Origin of the sequence: Streptomyces sp. NPDC059201, from assembly GCF_042754585.1 — a bacterium.
GTDB lineage: Bacteria > Actinomycetota > Actinomycetes > Streptomycetales > Streptomycetaceae > Streptomyces.
Genome location: NZ_JBHZBB010000011.1, coordinates 13,727 through 30,307, shown reverse-complemented (window position 1 = coordinate 30,307; position 16,581 = coordinate 13,727). Strand labels below are relative to the sequence as shown.

Annotated in this window: 17 protein-coding genes; 6 read left to right on the top strand and 11 right to left on the bottom strand. The window is 73.4% G+C overall.

The genetic code is table 11. From position 1 onward, the window contains the following. The first annotated feature begins 6 nt into the window (after positions 1–6). Positions 7–666 (top strand): NAD(P)-dependent oxidoreductase, encoded by a 660-nt coding sequence (locus tag ACFXMG_RS29780; RefSeq protein ID WP_383826236.1) that lies wholly within the window; start codon positions 7–9, stop codon positions 664–666. Between the two features lie 53 nt (positions 667–719). Here the strand turns inward: ACFXMG_RS29780 and ACFXMG_RS29775 are convergent, their stop codons facing one another. Continuing rightward, complete coding sequence (locus ACFXMG_RS29775; protein WP_383826239.1) at positions 720–971, bottom strand: helix-turn-helix domain-containing protein; 252 nt, start codon at positions 969–971, stop codon at positions 720–722. A gap of 52 nt (positions 972–1,023) precedes the next feature. On the opposite strand from ACFXMG_RS29775, the gene map reads away from it, so the two are divergent. Then, positions 1,024–1,791, top strand: coding sequence for a type I methionyl aminopeptidase (gene map, locus ACFXMG_RS29770; RefSeq protein WP_383826243.1), 768 nt, complete (start codon positions 1,024–1,026; stop codon positions 1,789–1,791). 87 nt (positions 1,792–1,878) lie between these two features. Continuing rightward, on the top strand, positions 1,879–2,547 hold the full coding sequence (locus ACFXMG_RS29765; protein WP_383826246.1) for a hypothetical protein: 669 nt from the start codon (positions 1,879–1,881) through the stop codon (positions 2,545–2,547). A 7-nt stretch (positions 2,548–2,554) separates the two neighbouring features. On the opposite strand, the gene ggt is transcribed toward ACFXMG_RS29765, so the two are convergent. Further along, positions 2,555–4,402, bottom strand: a complete 1,848-nt coding sequence (gene ggt, locus ACFXMG_RS29760) for a gamma-glutamyltransferase (RefSeq protein WP_383826248.1) — start codon at positions 4,400–4,402, stop codon at positions 2,555–2,557. 115 nt (positions 4,403–4,517) lie between these two features. Between ggt and ACFXMG_RS29755 the strand changes: the two genes are divergently transcribed. Beyond that, on the top strand, positions 4,518–5,255 hold the full coding sequence (locus tag ACFXMG_RS29755; RefSeq protein ID WP_383826251.1) for a hypothetical protein: 738 nt from the start codon (positions 4,518–4,520) through the stop codon (positions 5,253–5,255). On the opposite strand, the gene ACFXMG_RS29750 is transcribed toward ACFXMG_RS29755, so the two are convergent. Beyond that, a complete protein-coding gene (locus ACFXMG_RS29750; protein ID WP_383826254.1) occupies positions 5,215–6,459 on the bottom strand; it encodes a cytochrome P450 in 1,245 nt (414 codons plus the stop codon). The genes ACFXMG_RS29755 and ACFXMG_RS29750 overlap by 41 nt on opposite strands. A 126-nt stretch (positions 6,460–6,585) precedes the next feature. On the opposite strand from ACFXMG_RS29750, the gene ACFXMG_RS29745 reads away from it, so the two are divergent. Both ACFXMG_RS29745 and ACFXMG_RS29740 read left to right on the top strand, forming a co-directional pair. Next, positions 6,586–7,899: a hypothetical protein gene (locus ACFXMG_RS29745; RefSeq protein WP_383826256.1), complete on the top strand. Its 1,314-nt coding sequence runs from the start codon at positions 6,586–6,588 to the stop codon at positions 7,897–7,899. 93 nt (positions 7,900–7,992) lie between these two features. Continuing rightward, a complete protein-coding gene (locus ACFXMG_RS29740) occupies positions 7,993–9,546 on the top strand; it encodes a CocE/NonD family hydrolase (RefSeq protein WP_383826259.1) in 1,554 nt (517 codons plus the stop codon). A 52-nt stretch (positions 9,547–9,598) separates the two neighbouring features. Here ACFXMG_RS29740 and ACFXMG_RS29735 read toward each other — a convergent pair whose 3' ends face one another. From ACFXMG_RS29735 to ACFXMG_RS29700, 8 genes are all read right to left on the bottom strand, one after another. Then, entirely contained in the window at positions 9,599–10,465 is an 867-nt protein-coding gene (locus ACFXMG_RS29735) for an amino acid ABC transporter permease (RefSeq protein WP_383826262.1), read from the bottom strand. Then, positions 10,462–11,106 carry an amino acid ABC transporter permease gene (locus ACFXMG_RS29730; RefSeq protein ID WP_383826265.1) on the bottom strand — a complete coding sequence of 215 codons (645 nt, stop codon included), beginning with the start codon at positions 11,104–11,106 and terminating at the stop codon, positions 10,462–10,464. Before ACFXMG_RS29730 ends, ACFXMG_RS29735 begins: the two co-directional genes overlap by 4 nt. A 17-nt stretch (positions 11,107–11,123) precedes the next feature. Then, positions 11,124–12,053, bottom strand: coding sequence for a glutamate ABC transporter substrate-binding protein (locus ACFXMG_RS29725; protein WP_383826268.1), 930 nt, complete (start codon positions 12,051–12,053; stop codon positions 11,124–11,126). Positions 12,054–12,067: 14 nt separating this feature from the next. Continuing rightward, positions 12,068–12,811 (bottom strand): amino acid ABC transporter ATP-binding protein, encoded by a 744-nt coding sequence (locus ACFXMG_RS29720; RefSeq protein WP_383826270.1) that lies wholly within the window; start codon positions 12,809–12,811, stop codon positions 12,068–12,070. A gap of 189 nt (positions 12,812–13,000) precedes the next feature. Continuing rightward, positions 13,001–13,438, bottom strand: a complete 438-nt coding sequence (locus ACFXMG_RS29715) for a DUF6278 family protein (protein WP_383826273.1) — start codon at positions 13,436–13,438, stop codon at positions 13,001–13,003. 106 nt (positions 13,439–13,544) lie between these two features. Next, the gene (locus ACFXMG_RS29710) at positions 13,545–14,324 is read right to left on the bottom strand and encodes an exodeoxyribonuclease III (protein ID WP_383826275.1); all 780 of its coding nucleotides are present in this window, start codon (positions 14,322–14,324) and stop codon (positions 13,545–13,547) included. A 45-nt stretch (positions 14,325–14,369) separates the two neighbouring features. Next, positions 14,370–15,002: an MBL fold metallo-hydrolase gene (locus tag ACFXMG_RS29705; RefSeq protein WP_383826278.1), complete on the bottom strand. Its 633-nt coding sequence runs from the start codon at positions 15,000–15,002 to the stop codon at positions 14,370–14,372. A 65-nt stretch (positions 15,003–15,067) separates the two neighbouring features. After that, positions 15,068–16,339, bottom strand: coding sequence for an alpha/beta fold hydrolase (locus ACFXMG_RS29700; protein WP_383826281.1), 1,272 nt, complete (start codon positions 16,337–16,339; stop codon positions 15,068–15,070). Positions 16,340–16,581: the final 242 nt, after the last annotated feature.

Genomic DNA, 16,581 nt, shown 5'->3' with positions numbered 1-16,581 from the left:
CTGCCCATGGACGACGACACCAGCAAGAAGATCATCGTGTTCGGCGCCGGCGGGCGGGTCGGCCGCGCGGCCGTGGCGGAGGCGGTGGCCCGTGGCCATGACGTGACGGCGGTGGTACGCGACCCGGCGCGCCACCCGGATCTGGGACGGCCGGGCGTGACGGTGGTACGCGGCGACGTGACGGATCCCGAGGCGGTGGCGGTCGCCGCCGCCGGGCACGACGCGGCCGTGCACGCCTCCGCCCGCCTCGACGTACCGTCGGAGGAGTACTTCGCGGCGACGGCGAAAGCGCTGGTCACCGGGCTCACGGCGGCCGGGGTCGGCCGGCTCCTTACCCTGGGGATCGCCACCACCCTCCAGGACGCGGCGGGTGTGCGACTGATGGACGCGCCGGACTTCCCCACGCCCTGGCGGGCCTTCGCACAGGGCCACGTCGTGGAGTTCGAGCTGCTGACGGCCTCGGCGGGACCGGACCTCGACTGGCTGATGGTGGTGCCGCCGCTGGACCTGAACGCGGAGGCGGAGACCACCGGCGGCTACCGGACGGCGGTCGGCACGGTCGTCGACGGCCCCGGCCGGATCGCCCACGCCGATCTGGCGCTCGCCCTGCTCGACGAGATCGAGACACCCCGCCACAGCCGGATCCAGCTCGCGGTCTCGGCCTGACACGGCCTGACACCGGCTCCAGCCCGACTCCCTGACCTCAACCCGACGTCAGCTCAGGCGGGCAGCAGCGCGCAGCGGACGAGCAGCTCGTCCATCGACAGGTCGAGGACGCCGGCGAGGGCGGCGACGGTGAAGAAGGCCGGGGTGGGAGCCCTGCCGGTCTCGATCTTGCGGAGGGTCTCGGCCGACAGGCCGGCCGCCGCGGCGATCTCGACCATCGACCGCTCGCCGCGGGCCTCCCGCAGCAGCCGCCCGAGCCGCTCGCCGCGCTCGCGCTCTTCCGGGGTCAGGGGGGTGCGCACCATGCGCACCACTCTACTCGCTCGCCCCCATTTTCATACCGGTATAGTAATGGGAATGGTGGAGATCAAGACCGACGAGAACCTGAACGAGATGCGCGAGGCGGGCCGCGTGGTGGCCCGCGCCCTGGCGGCGGCGCGGAAGGAGGCGGCGCCGGGCGTCCCGGTCACCGCGCTGGACCGGGCGGCCCGGGAGGTGCTGGCGGAGGCCGGCGCGGGCTCGCCCTTCCTGGGCTACCGCCCGGACTGGGCGCCGACCCCCTTCCCCGCCGTCGTCTGCGTGTCCGTCAACGACGCGATCGTGCACGGCATCCCGGACGGGACCCGGCTCGCCGACGGCGACCTCGTCTCGCTGGACTGCGGGGCCCTGCTGCGCGGCTGGGCCGGGGACTCGGCGGTGAGCTTCACCGTCGGCCGCGCCCGCTCCGAGGACACCCGGCTGATCGCGGCGGCCGAGGAGGCCCTGGCGGCCGGCATCGCGGCGGCCGTCGTCGGCAACCGGATCGGGGACATCGCGCACGCGATCGGCACGGTGTGCCGGAAGGCCGGGTACGGCGTCCCGGACGGCTTCGGCGGGCACGGCATCGGCCGCACCATGCACGAGGACCCGGGCGTGCCGAACGAGGGGCGGCCCGGGCGCGGCATGAAGCTGCGGCACGGCATGGTCCTGGCGATCGAGCCGATGCTCATCGGAGGCGGCGACGACGACCACTACACCGCGCGGGACGGCTGGACGATCCGCACCCTCGACGGCTCCCGCGCCGCCCACGCCGAGCACACGGTCGCCATCACCGACGCGGGCCCGCGCATCCTCACGGCGCTCTAGCGCTCTAGCGCTCTAGCCCTCTAGCGCTCCGCACGCTCCACCGCTCCAGCCGCGGGGCGTGTCGGAGGCCGCTCCTAGACTCGCCCCATGACGGAGGAAGCGAGCGCGGGGGCGGAGGCCGTCGGCGCCTTGGCGGCGGCCCTCAGCGGACGGTTCGGCGCGGCGGTGACGGCCGGACGCGACGGTGACGTACCGGCGCTGGTGTGGACGGACGGGCCCCCGGTCGACGAGGTCGCGGAGGCGGCCCGGGCACTGGCGCCGGAGACCGCGGACGGGACGGCGTTCCGGCGCGAGCTGTCGGAGCGGTGGATCGCGCTCGGCGCGATCCGGCTGGCCCCGAGCCCGATGTCCTGCGGCATGCCCGTGCCGGTCTCACCGGCGGCCGCGGAGTCCCTGTGGTGGCGGACCCCGCTGCCCGTACCGCTCACCCCGCGCGAGGAGTCCCTCGTGTACGCGCTCCTGTACGAGGTCCACGACGACCACCGCCGCAACCACGTCACCGCCGAGGAGATCTTCACCGGGCTGGCCCGGCGCGGGCTCGCCGCGCTGCTGCTGCGGTCAGGCGCGGAGCTGACCCCCGCCGAACTCCTCACCGCCCGCTACGCCGCCTCCCACGGGCATCTCGCCTGGCGCACCTCGCTCCGGACGATGCCCGTGCCGGTACTGCTCGATGCCGTACACGACGACCCGCACGCCCCGCCCGAGTGCCTCGCGGCGGCCCGCACCCTGAAGTCGGCCACGGAGAACGCCTCCTGACGCACTCTCACTTCTCCCGCCAGACCACCATGGCCGAACCACCGCCCCGGCGTACGGTCTCCGCCGCCGCCAGCCAGCGCCCGCCGGGGAGCCGCTGGAGGCCGGTGGCGGCGCCGATCTCCGGGTTCGGCCGGAAGGCGTGCCCGAGGGCTTCGAGCGCGGGCCTCAACGGACCCTCCCAGAGGGCCGGTTCGAGTTCGGTCGTCGCCTGGTTGCGCTGGCTGGCGCGGGGCGCCGCGATGGCGTCGACGAGCGGCAGGTCCCGGTCGAGGAAGCCGGTGAGGGTCTGGAGGACGGTGGTGACGATGGTGGCGCCGCCGGGTGACCCGAGGGCGAGGACCGGCCGGCCGTGGCGGTCGAGGACGATCGTCGGGGAGATCGAGGAGCGGGGGCGCTTGCCGGGGCCGGGCAGGTTGGGGTCGTGGACGGCGGGGTTCGCCGGGACGAAGGAGAAGTCGGTCAGCTCGTTGTTGAGCAGGAAGCCGCGCCCCGGGACGGTGATGCCGCTGCCACCCGTCGACTCGATGGTCAGCGTGTACGCGACGACGTCGCCCCACCGGTCGGCGACCGTCAGATGGGTGGTGTCCTCGCCCTCGTACGTCGTCGGGGTCACCGCCCCGCCCGTGGCGCACGGCACCGGGTTCCAGGGGTCGCCGGGCGCGAGCGGGCCGGGGAGTGCGGCGTCGTCGCGGATCAGGCAGGCGCGGGAGTCGGCGTACCGCTGCGAGAGCAGCCCCCGGACCGGCACGGTCTCGAAGGCGGGGTCGCCGACCCAGCGGCCCCGGTCGGCGAAGGCGATCCGGCTGGCCTCGATGAGGCGGTGCAGGTACTGCCGCTCGGAGGCGGCGGAGAGGTCCGTGGACTCCAAGATGTTGAGCGCCTCGCCGACGGTCGTACCACCGGAGGACGACGGCGGCATGCCGTGGACGTCGAGCCCCCGGTACGCGCTCCGCGTCGAGGCGCGCCGGACCGTGCGGTACGCGGCCAGGTCCCGCTCCGTCAGGTCGCCGGGGCGGACGACGCGGGCGGCGCCCGCGCGGACCGGCGGGGTGCGGACGGTGCGCACGATGTCGCGGGCGAGCGGGCCCCCGTAGAGCGCGCCGACGCCCTCCTTCCTCAGGGTGGCGTACGTCGCCGCCAGGTCGGGGTTGCGGACGACCGAGCCGACCACCGGCAGCCGGCCGCCGGGCAGGAAGAGGGCGGCGGAGGCCGGGAAGTCGCGGAAGCGGGCCTCGTTGGCGGCGGTCTGCGCGCGGTAGGTCGCGTCGACGGTGAAGCCCTCGCGGGCCAGCCGCTCCGCGGGCGCGAGGAGGTCGCGGAGCGGCATGCTGCCCCAGGCGTCGAGGGCGGTCGCCCAGGTGGCGGGGGTGCCGGGGACGCCGACGGAGCGCCCGCTGGTCATCGCCTCCTCGAAGGGGAGGGGCGCGCCGTTCTCGGTGAGAAGGGTGGTGTCGGCCGAGGCGGGGGCGGTCTCGCGCCCGTCGACGGTGTGGACGGTACGGCTCTCGGCGTCGTAGTGGAGGAAGTAGCCGCCTCCGCCGATGCCGGCCGAGTACGGCTCGGTGACGCCGAGGGCGGCGGCGACGGCGACGGCCGCGTCGACCGCGTTCCCGCCCCGCCGCAGGACCTCGATCCCGGCCGCGCTCGCGTCGGCGTCGACACTGGCGACCGCGCCGCCGTACCCGACGGCCACCGGCACCTTCTCGGGCGGCCCCGAGGGGGCGGGTGAGACCGGAAGGACCGGCAGCACCCGCGGGTCCGACAGGGCCCCTCGCGGCGGAGCCGCCGCACCCACCGAGAGCGCCACCGCGGCGGCCGCCGCGAGCACCCCGTACCGGACCGTGGAACGACGCATCCCTGACCTCCCGTCAATGCCCCCTCACCCACCGTAACTTCCCTCACCACCCCAGCCGGAGACCTGCCGCCTCCCCCCTCCAACGGTCACCCGACCGCCGCTAGCATGCGCCCCTATGGACGAGGACCTGCGCAACATCGTGCTCGGCGTGCTGGCGACCGGCCTCAGCGCGTCCCTGGGCTGGCTCACCCGGACGTACGTATGGCGCCGGCGGCTCCGCCGCAAGCAGGCGTTCTTCGGCCTGCCCGGCCACGCGGAGTGTCTGCTCGTGGTCAACCGCGAGGCGGGCGGGGACGGGGCGGTGCACCGGCACGACGTCTTCGCGCTGCTGGAACTGTCCGCGCTGGTCAAGGACTGCGGGGCGCAGGCGCGGATCGTGCAGCACGACCAGGCGCAGCTCGGCTTCGGCGACCGGACGGAGTTCTGCCTCGGCGGCCCGTACTCGAACCGCAGGACGGCCGCCCATCTCGCGAGCCTGCTTCCGGGCCTGAGCATGAACACGGAGCTGGATCCCGTCGAGGAGCGCGGCGCGATCGAGGTCGGCGGGGAGCGCTACCGGATGGATCCGGGTGCGGTCGAGTACGTCGTCCTGGCGCGGGTGGTCGCGGGCGAGGGCGGGCGTCCGGTCTTCCTCTTCTGCGGGCAGCGGGCGATCACCAACCAGGCGGCCACGCGCTACCTGGCCCGGCACCACGAGCGGCTCGCGCGCACCCATCGGGGCGGCACGTTCGTCCTCCTCCTGAAGGTGGTCAACTCGCAGGCGTACGGCCCCGACGTCGTCGAGCTGGTGGCCGACGTGACCCGGGCGGCGCTCAGGGCTCACGCGGCCGCAGCCGCACCGGCAGCGACTTGATCCCGTTGATGAAGTTGGAGACGAGCCGCCGCGGCTCCCCCGCGATCTCCACCCCCGCACAGGATCCTCTCAACTCCTCGTAGAAGACACGGAGTTGCAGCCGGGCGAAGTGGGCGCCGAGGCAGACGTGGGGGCCGTCGCCGAAGGAGACGTGCGGGTTGGGGCGGCGGCCGAGGTCGAGCCGGTGCGGGTCGGGGAAGACGCGTTCGTCGTGGTTGGCGGAGACGTGGAAGACGACGACCTTGTCGCCCTCGGCGATCCGTACGCCGGCGAGTTCGGTGTCACGGGCGGCGGTGCGGCGGAAGGAGAGCACCGGCGGGTGGACCCGCAGCAGCTCGTCCACGGTGGTGTCCACGCCGACCTCGCCCCGCCAGAGCCTCCCCTGCTCGTCGGGGTGCCCGCTCAGGGCGAGCACGCCTCCCGGGGCCGCCGACCGCACGGTGTCGTTGCCGGCGACGGTGAGCAGGAAGAAGAACATCTCCAGTTCGGCGTCGGCGAGTTCGGTGGTGGCGAGGGCGGTCATCAGGTCGTCGGCGGGATGCTTCCGCTTGAACGCGGCCAGCTCCTGCGCGTACGCGAACATCTCGGCCAGCATGGCCGGTGAGCGCGGGTTGACGGGCCGCCCGTCGGCGCCGAGGACGGGCGGCTCGTCGGGGTCCTGGTAGGCGATGACCCGTTCGGTCCAGGCGTGCAGCAGCCCCCGGTCGCCCGCCGGCACGCCGAGCAGGTCGGTGAGGTTGAGGAGCGCGTAGTCGTCGGTGACGGCCCGGACGAGGTCGACCTCGCCGCCCGCCTCCCGCGCCGCCGCGAGCAGCCGCCGGGCCCGTGCGCGGGCGGTCTCCTCGAACCGCGCGATCCGCCCCGGGGTGAAGGCGCGACTGGCGAGCCGCCGCAACCGGCCGTGCTCCGGCGGGTCCTGATTGAGCATCACGCGGCGGATGAACGGCAGGTCGGCGGGGTCGGGGTCGCGGATCTGGGTGGCGCCGAGCCAGGAGGAGTACGTCTCCGCGTCCTTGAGCACCCGTACGACGTCGGCGTGGCGCGTCACCGCCCAGAACCCCGGCCCGGCCGGCCAGCCGAGCACTGCCCGCTCCTCCTGCCGGGCGACCGGCGCACGGTCCCGCAGCGCGCGGAAGGCGTCGTGCGGCGGCCCGGCGGCGTGGATCCGGGGGTCGAAGACGTCGGGGAGGTTCGTCGGCTTCACGGGGACCAGCCTGGAGCAGGGGTGAAGACGTGTCCATCATGACAGGTCAGAGCTGGTTTTCGTAGGACGGAACGCACAGTTCGCGCGCCTTGTCCGGGCTGTCGCCGGACGCCCAGAATCTCCGCCATGACGCATCAGGGTGAAGCGGGGAACGCGGGGTTCGTGGACGAGGAAGCGGTGATGCGGGCGCGGGTGCTGCTGCTGGGGTCGGGAAGACTGAGCGACCGTCAGGAGCTGGAGGCGTACCGGGTGCTGGCCCCGGTGAGCCCGGCCGCGTACGCGCCGAAGCTGGTGAGGCGGCTCCGGTGGGAGCGGGCGACGACGCCGGAGCGGCGCGAGGAGCTGGCCGTGGAGGCGGTCGCGGCGGCCCGGCTGCTCGGGCCCGGACATCCGCTGCGGACGGAGATCCTGTGCGAGGCGCTCGGCTCGTACGGGTCGGAGCTGTCCCGGCAGGGGCGCAGGGCCGAAGCCCTCGCCGTCTTCGAGGAGTCGGCGGCGGTGGGCCGCGCGGGGTACGAGCGGGGGCAGGTGGGGCACCCCGGGTACGGGGCGGGCCACCTGGCCACCGCCCTGTCCGAGGAGGGGCGGCACGCGGAGGCGGTGGCGTCCGCGGGGCCGGTGGTGGACGGCGAGCACCCGGACTTCTGGTCGGCGGTCGCCCGGTCGGCCCGACTGGAGGCCGCGGGGCGGGTCGGGGAGGCGGTGGAGACCTTCGGGGCGTTCCTGGAGGCCGAGCGGGTGGAGGCGGCGGAGGGCAGGGGGTCTTACGCGATCCTGGTCTGGGCGCTGCGCCGGCAGGCGGACGTGCTCGACGGGGCCGGGAGGCACGGCGAGGCCGACGCGGTCCGGCGGGAGGCGCTGGACGTCCTCGCGCGGCTCGCGGAGGACGGGGAGCCGAAGTCGTGGAGCGACATCCACTCCTGGTGGGCGACGCTGTTCGCCCTCTCCGTCCGCCCGGACGAACCGCCCGCGTCGGCGGCCGCGCCGGCCCCCGCCTTCGGCGAGAACACGCTCCACTGGTCCCCCGACGTCCTGGACACGTACATCGCCGCCGTACCCGCCCTGGAGGAGGAGAAGGCGGCGCTCAGAGGGAAGGCGGAGGCTGAGGCGAGGGCGGAGGCGGAGGCGGATCCGGCGCGGTGGCTGCCCGCGCTGAGCGCCGCGCACCGGCGCCTCACCGCCCGCGCGGTCCTGCGCCACCGGTCCCACCGGATCCTGGACGAGCTGCGCCCGCTCTTCGACGAGGGCGTGGCGCTCGCCCGCCGGCCCGGCTCGGCGCCGGGGGCGGAGGCGCGGGCGCTGACCGACCGGGCGCTGTTCCTGCTCGCCGCCAGGGAGTACGGAGAGGCGCACGCGGACCTGGCGGCGGCCGAGGCCGCGCGGCAGCACCTGGCGGCGGAGGCCGAGCGGCAGCACCCGGCAATCGTTACCCGCACGTAACTTACCGACCAGTTACCACGGGTAGCGCGCCGCGGTTACCGTCGGGCCACTTCACTGCCCCCCATCAGTGACCCCCCCATCGAGGAGTGGCCCGTGCGCACATCCCTGGCCCTCGCCGTCTCGGCCGCCCTGGTGGCCGGGACGGCCCTGTCCGTGGCCCCCGCCGCCCAGGCCGCCGCGAGCGGCACGTCGATCCGGTTCGTGGACATCGCCGGCGACGGCGGCACCGTCCTCAAGGCCAACGTCGTCACGCCCGCCGGCGCCGACGGCTCCGCCCGCTACCCGGTGGTCGTGCTCCCGACCAGCTGGGCCACGCCGCAGATCGAGTACCTGGCTCAGGCGCAGAAGCTCGCCGACTCCGGCTACGTCGTGGTGAGTTACAACTCGCGCGGCTTCTGGCAGTCCGGCGGGGAGATCGAGACCGCAGGCCCCAAGGACATCGCCGACGCGTCGAAGGTGATCGACTGGGCGCTCGCGAACACCCCGGCGGACCCGGCCAAGGTCGGTATGGCCGGGGTGAGTTACGGCGCCGGGATCTCCCTGCTCGCCGCCGCCCACGACCCCCGGGTCAAGGCCGTCGCCGCGCTCAGCGGCTGGGCCGACCTCATCGAGTCCATCTACAGCGGCCGCACCCAGCACCTCCAGGCCGCCGCCCTGCTCGGCGGCGCCGGGTTCCTCACCGGCCGCCCCGGTCCCGAACTCAAGCAGATCCTGGGTGACTTCCTCTCCTCGAACCTCGACCGCGAGGACGAGATGATCGCCTGGGGGAAGCAGCGCTCGGCCGCCACCTACCTGGACCGGATCAACGCCAACGGCACCGCCGTCATGCTCGGCAACGCCTGGGGCGACACCATCTTCCCGCCCAACCAGTTCGCGAGCTTCTACGAGAAGCTGAAGGGCCCCAAGCGGCTGGAGTTCCGTCCCGGCGACCACGCCACCGCCGAGGCCACCGGCCTCTTCGGGCTGCCCAACGACACCTGGACCAGCGCCCACCGCTGGTTCGACCGCCATCTCAAGGGCGCCGACAACGGCGTCGACCGCGAGCTTCCCGTCCGGCTCAAGCCTCGCTCCGACGGCGGCTACGAGGGCTACGCCGACTGGAAGTCGGTCAACGCGCACCGCGAGCGGATCGCCCTGAACGACTCCGAGCACGTCTGGGCCAACGTGGACTCCGGCGCCAACGGCGGCATCGTCCTGCTCAGCAACCTCCTCGATCAGCTGGCGCAGACCCCGCCCGCCGTCTCCGTCCCCCTCCTCCCCCGCTCCTTCGCCGCCGTCTGGCAGTCCGGGCGGTACGACGAGGGGACGGCGGTGCGCGGCACGCCGGTGCTGCACACCACGGTCACGCCGACGAGGTCCAGCGGCACCTTCGTCGCGTACCTCTACGACGTGGGCCCGCTCGGCGTCGGGAAGCTGGTGAGCAACGCCCCGTACACCTTCCACGACCGGACGCCGGGCAAGCCGTTCGCCGTGGACCTGGAGCTCTTCTCCACGGCGTACGACGTCCCGGCCGGTCACCGGCTCGCGCTGGTCGTCGACACCGTCGACCCGTTGTACATCGAGCACAACCCGGCCGGCGCGCAGCTGACCTTCTCCTCCCCCGCGTCCGATCCCTCGTACGTCTCGGTGCCGATGCGGGAGGAGTGATCACGGCTGCTGCCGGGCCGGTTTCAGGCCCGTGCGGGGGCCCGTACGGGGGTCACTCGCGGCCCGGCAGCGTGATCACCGGTGCGGCGGGAGCGACATCCACCCCCTTGGTGCGGGGGTCGCGGCGCTCCCGTCGCGCGACCCAGGTCGCGCACCAGGAGAGCAGCATGCACATGCCGATGTAGATCGGCGAGATCACCAGGACGACCGGGATGAAGGGCAGGTCGTAGTCGAGGTTCGAGGCGATCAGCTTGCCCGCGTGGAGGAACTCCTCGTAGGTGATCAGGTAGCCGAGCGAGGTGTCCTTCAGCGCCACGACGAGCTGGCTGATGATGGCCGGCAGCATCGCGCGGACCGCCTGCGGGACCAGGACCCAGGTCATGACCTGGGTCTTGCGCATGCCGAGCGCGTACGCGGCCTCGCCCTGCCCGCGCGGCACGGCGTGCACGCCGGTGCGGAAGACCTCGGCGAGCACCGAGCCGTTGTAGAGGGTGAGTCCGGCGACGAGCGCGGGCAGCGGCTGCACCTTGAGCGCCACGAAGATGAAGAAGATCATCACCAGGACGGGCATCGCGCGGAAGAACTCCACGAGCAGGGTGGCGACCCAGCGCACCGGCCGGTGGTCGGAGAGGCGTCCGGTGGCGAGGACCGCGCCGAGCGCCAGGGAGAACACGGCGGCGAGCGCGAACGCCTTGAGGGTGTTGCCGAGCCCTTCGAGCAGCAGCTCCTGGATGCCCTCGTAGAGGAAGGGCCGCCACTTCACCGCCGTGAACTGGCCGGTGTCGAAGAGGAGATAGAGGATCCAGGCGGCGAGGCCGAGGATCACGGCGGTGGAGGCGAGGCCGTAGAGCAGGTGCCGGCGGCGGGCCTGCGGGCCGGGGATGTCGTAGAGGGCGCTGGCGTGCGGCGTGCGGCTCATCGGGCCACCCCCCAGCGCTTCTCCATCACGTTGAAGACGGCGCTGATGGCGAGGGTGATGATCAGGTAGCCGACGGCGATCCAGACGAAGGTCCAGATGATGTTGTAGCCGAGTTCGCTCAAGGTCTTGTAGGTGCCCAGGAGTTCGGTGACGCTGAAGGCGCCGGCGATGGCGGAGTTCTTGGCGAGGGCGATCAGGGTGGAGCCGATCGGCGGGATCACCGAGCGGAACGCCTGCGGCAGGACGACCGTGCCGAGGGTCTGGGTGAAGCTCATGCCGAGGCTGCGGGCGGCCTCGCCCTGCCCGACCGGGACGGTGTTGATGCCGGAGCGCAGCGCCTCGCAGATGAAGGCGGAGGTGTAGCAGCCCAGCGCGAGGACCGCGAACAGCTCGAAGGGCAGCACGAGTCCGAAGCGCGGCAGGCCCAGCATCACCGCGAAGAAGAGCAGGGTGAGCGGGGTGTTGCGCAGGATCGTGACCCAGACCGTGCCGAAGACCCGGAAGGAGCCGACGGGCGCGACCCGGAAGGCCGCCATGACGAAGCCCAGGACGAGGGCGAGCGCCGAGGCGTAGACGGTGAGTTCGAGGGTGCCGAGGAACCCCTCGCCGTAGAGCGAGAAGTTGTCTGTCAGTACGTCCATGTCAGCGGTGCGGGTCCTCAGTTGGCCGGGTAGCGGTCGATGGGCGGCGGCTTCGGCGCGGGGACTCCGGAGAGGCCGAGGGTCGCGTCGTACGCCTTCTTCCAGTCGCCGTTCTTCTCGTGCGCGGCGATGGCGTCGTCGAGGGCGAGGCGGAGCGCCGTGTCGCGGCGCGGCACGCCGATCCCGTACGGCTCCTTGGAGAACGGCTTCCCGGCGAGCTTGAGTTCGTCGGGGACCTTGGCGGCGTAGCCCATGAGGATGGTGTCGTCGGTGGTGACGGCGTCGACCTGGTAGGTGAGGAGGTTGTCGACGCAGATCGAGTAGGTGTCGTAGGCGACGAGTTCGGCCTTCGGGTAGTCCTGCTGGATCCGCTGGTACGGGGTGGAGCCGGCCGCCGAGCAGACGCGCTTGCCGTCGAGGTCCTGAGGGCCGTCGATGTCGTTCTCGTCGGTGCGGACGAGGAGGGACTGGCCGGCCTCGTAGTAGGGGCCGGCGAAGCCGACGAGCTGCTTGCGCTTGTCGTTGATGGTGTAGGTGCCGACGTAGTAGTCGATCTGCCCGTTCTGGAGGGCGGTCTCGCGGTTGGCGGAGGCGATGGTGCGGAACTCCACGCCGGTCGCCGGGTCGAAGCCGAGGGAGGCGGCCATCATCTTGGCGATCTCGATGTCGAAGCCGGAGTAGCGGCCGGTGGCGGGGTCCTTCTCGCCGAGGTACGGCTGGTCCTCCTTCGCCCCGACGACCAGCCGGCCGCGTTTCCGCGCCCGGTTCCAGGTGGACGAGTCCGGCAGGCGGAAGTCCGACTCGACGCGGTAGACGGGGAGTTGGTCGGGCTGCGGGCCCTTGACGGGCGGGCTGCCGGGCCGGCCGCAGCCGGCCAGCGGGGCGCCCGCGGCGGCGAGCAGCAGGGCGAGGGCGAGGGCGCCCGTGCGTCGGTGCGTGCGCTGCATGGTTCCCACCCCGGTCAGTGCGAGAGGATCTTGGAGAGGAAGTCCTTGGCGCGCTCGCTGCGCGGGGCGGTGAAGAACTCCTCGGGGGCGCGGTCCTCCAGGATCCGCCCGTCGGCCATGAAGACGACGCGGTTGGCGGCGGAGCGGGCGAAGCCCATCTCGTGGGTGACGACGACCATGGTCATGCCCTCGTGGGCGAGTTGCTGCATGACTTCCAGGACCTCGTTGATCATCTCGGGGTCGAGGGCGGAGGTGGGCTCGTCGAAGAGGAGCGCCTTGGGGTCCATGGCGAGGGCGCGGGCGATGGCGACGCGCTGCTGCTGGCCGCCGGAGAGCTGGGCCGGGTACTTCTCGGCGTGGGCGGCGAGGCCGACCCGGTCGAGGAGCTCGCGCGAACGCCGGTCGGCCTCCTCCTTCTTGCGCCGGCGGACCTTCATCTGCGCCAGGGAGACGTTGGCGAGGACGGTCTTGTGGGCGAAGAGGTTGAACGACTGGAAGACCATGCCGACCTCGGCGCGCAGCCGGGCGAGGTCCTTGCCCTCCTCGGGGAGGGGGCGGCCGTCGATGCGGATCTCGCCGGACTCGATGGTCTCCAGCCGGTTCATCGCCCGGCAGAGGGTGGACTTGCCGGAGCCCGAGGGACCGATGACGACGACGACCTCACCGCGGCCGACGGTGAGGTCGATGCCCTGGAGGACGTGCAGCGTGCCGTAGTGCTTGTTCACGCCACGCAGTTCGATCAGCGGATCGACGGTCATGCGCTGCCCTGCCCCATTCCTCAGCGGTGTGCCGATGCGGTGTGTCGATGCGATGTGTCGAGACAGCGCAAACTATCCGCCAGGAAAAGGGACTTCACGCCTGACACGCCCGAAAGGGTGCAAGACGGGATTAGCCGTATTTACGGCAATCGAGTGGTGCGCGGCGGCCGGCGGCGGGCCGCGGCCGGATCACTCCTCGGCGGCCTCGGCGTACACCTGGGAGAGCTCGGGCGCCCCGGTCATCGCCCACTCGACGCCGTACTCGACGACCGCGACCTCGCGGCCGGACTCCAGGACGACGACCGGACCGCCGTTCGGCCACACCTGCCAGCGGGCCCCCGGCACGTTCCGCACGATGACGCTGCCGAGGTAGAGCCCCGCGTCGTTGCCGAACCAGGGCAGTTCCTCCGGGTCGTCGCGCCAGCGCGGCGGGAGCTGGTCCAACTCCTGGAGCGAGCGCGGGGTGTCGTCGAGCCTCACCCCGGCCGACTCGACCCGGGCACGCAGCAGCTCGCACTCGCCGAGCAGCTCCGCCACGCCGTCGGGGTCGCGGTCGAAGGCCGCGGCCAGCGGGGACGGGTCCGGCTCGCGCCGCTTGCGCCAATGGTCGAGAAACGGGATGTTCATCGGAACAGCGTCGCACCGTCACCCGCCGGACCACCACCCGGCACGCTGAGATCGTTATGGAACGCTCTCGCAGGTCACCGCGGTCAGAGGTCGAAGTCCAGGACGGTCAGAGGTCGAGGTCGACGACGACCGGGGCGTGGTCGGACGCGCCCTTGCCCTTGCGCTCCTCGCGGTCCACGTAACTGTCCTTCACGGCCTCGGCGAAGGGCTTGTTGCCGTACACGAGGTCGATGCGCATGCCCTTGTTCTTGGGGAAGGCGAGCTGGCGGTAGTCCCAGTACGTGTACGGGTGGTCGTACTTGAGCGGGCGCGGCACGACGTCGGTGAGTCCGGTCTCGCGCAGGCCGGCGAGGGCCGCGCGCTCGGGCTCGGTGACGTGGGTGGACTCCTGGAAGAGCGAGATGTCCCAGACGTCGGCGTCGGCCGGGGCGATGTTGTAGTCGCCGAGGACGGCGAACGGGCGCTCGCCCGCCGCGTCGTCGGCGACGGCCGCCTTCAGCGCCTCCAGCCAGCGCAGCTTGTACGCGTAGTGCTCGTGGGCGATCTCCCGGCCGTTCGGCACGTAGACCGACCAGACGCGGACCGGGCCGCAGGTCGCGGAGATCGCGCGGGGCTCCTGGACGGCGTCGTACTCGGGGCCGCCGGGCAGACCGGTGACGACGTCCTCGAAGCCGACGCGGGAGAGGAGGGCCACGCCGTTCCACCTGCCGGTGGCGTTGACCACCGACTCGTAGCCCAGCGCGCGCAGCTCCTCGGCGGGGAACTGCTCGGCGGTGCACTTGGTCTCCTGGATGCACAGCACGTCGGTGCCGCTGCTCTCCAGCCAGGCCAGCAGCCGGGGCAGGCGGGCGGTGATCGAATTGACGTTCCAGGTGGCGATGCGCATGACGCCCAGCCTACTGGCGGGCACCGACAGCGGCCCGGAGCCCTCTCACAGCCGGGCGGACGCGCCGGGCGCGAGCCGCTGGTGGTCGGTGCCGCCGAGGGCGCCGATCTGCCGGTCGTAGATCGGCCGGGCCAGGTCGGTGAGGAGGGCGTCGTGGATGTCGTACGCCCGGCGCGGCTTCACCTCGCGGACGTAGTCGATCACCTCGGAGATCTTGTTCCAGGGCGCCATGACCGGCAGCAGGAGGGTGTCGACCGGACGGCCGGGGACGGTGAGGGCGTCGCCGGGGTGGAAGACGGCGCCGTCGACGAGGAAGCCGACGTTGGTGACGCGCGGCAGGTCCGGGTGGATCACGGCGTGCAGCTCGCCGTGGACCTCGATGTCGAAGCCGGCGGCGGTGAAGGTGTCGCCGTGCCCGACGGTGTGCACCCGGCCCGGGAAGGCGGAGGCCAGCTGGTCGGCGACGCTGCGGAGGGTCCAGATCTCGGCGGCCGGGTTCGCGTCCAGCGCGGCGCGCAGGCGGCCCTCGTCGAAGTGGTCCGGGTGCTCGTGGGTGACGAGGAGGGCGTCGGCGCCGAGCACGGCGTCCTCCTCCGTGAACATCCCGGGGTCCAGGACGAGCGTCCGCCCGTCCTTCTCCAGCCGGACGCAGGCGTGGGACTTCTTCGTCAGCTTCACGGCCTCACCCTACGCCGGGCGTGCGGGCCCGGCTCGGGTGAACGGGGTGGACGTGGGGCCGGTGGCTACGCCGGGGGCGTGGTCTCGTCCGTGATGGCGCGGGTGACCGTGGCGAGGGCGGTCTCGGCGGCGGGGAGGCCGCAGTAGACGGCGGTGTGGAGCACGATCTCGCGGATCTCGGCGGGCGAGAGCCCGTTGCGGAGGGCGGCGCGGGTGTGGTCGGCGAGCGCCTCGCGGTGCCCGCCGGCGACGAGGGCCGTGAGGGTGACGACGCTGCGGGTGCGCCGGTCGAGGCCCTCCCGGGCCCACACCTCGCCCCACTCGTAGCGGTTGACGAGCTCCTGGAAGTCGGCGGTGTCCTCGTCGGCGAGCGCGCGGTCGACGTGCGCGTCGCCGAGGATCTCGCGGCGGAGCCCGAGCCCCTTCTCGTACGGGTCGGGCCTGCCGGCCGGGGCCTCCTCGCCGTCCTCCGCGGCGTCCGCGTCCGGGGCGGCCTCGGCGGGGGCCGGGGCGACCGCGGGGACCGGCGGCGGTACGGCGAGGGTGCCGCTGGTCTCGTGGGAGGTCGCCGAGAAGTGCTCCAGGAGCAGGTCCGTGACGGCGGCGGGCTGCTCGACCGGGGCGAGGTGGGAGGCGCCCGGGACGACGGCCAGCTTGGCGTCGGCGATGCCGGCGACGAGGGTACGGGCCTCGGCGGGGCCGGTGACCCGGTCCTCGGAACCGACCAGGACGAGCGCGGGCACGCCGATGCTGCCGAGCGCGGCCCGTACGTCGAAGAGGGCGAGGGCCTCGCAGGCGGCGACGTAACAGGGGGCGTCGGTGGTCCGCACCATCTGGACGGCCCAGTCGACGATGGCGGGCTGGTTGGCGGCGAAGTGCGGGGTGAACCACTGCTCGGGCGCGGCGCGGGCCATCGGCTCCAGGCCGTTGGCCCGGACCACGACCCCGCGCTGGCGGAACTCGTCGGCGGTGCCGAAGCGCGGCGCGGTGGCGACCAGGGCCAGCGAGGCGACCCGGTGCGGGGCCCGCAGGGCCAGGTCGAGGCCGACGGCGCCGCCGAGGGAGCAGCCGGCGTAGCCGAACCGCTGGACGCCGAGGGTGTCGAGGGTGGCGAGGACGCGGTCGCCGAGCTCCGCGACGGAGCTGAAGGGCTGCGCGGGCGCCCCACCGTGTCCGGGCAGGTCGAACCGGACCACCCGCCGGTCCCGGATCAGCTCCGGGATCTGGCGGTCCCACATATGAAAGGTGGTGCCCAACGAGGGGCCCAGGACCAGGACGGGTGCGTCCTCGGGCCCGTCGACTCGGTATTGCAGGGTGTTCGTCGGTGTCTCACTCACTCGCCAGACCCTCTCATCCCCGGCCGTCCCGCGAGGCGCCGGGGCGGAACTCGGGGGTGTGACGAAGCTCGCGGGGGCGCGGGACGGGGTGCTCGGGGCGCGGGCTCACGACACCGCGTCCGGTGCCGGCGGGTCCGGGTCCCGTCGGGGGTGGCCCGGCCCCGGCGGGCCACGCTTCCGCGGCCCCGCGGCGTCGTCAGCGGCCCCCCGGCGGGCCCGGTTCCGCGGCCCCGCCGGGTCAG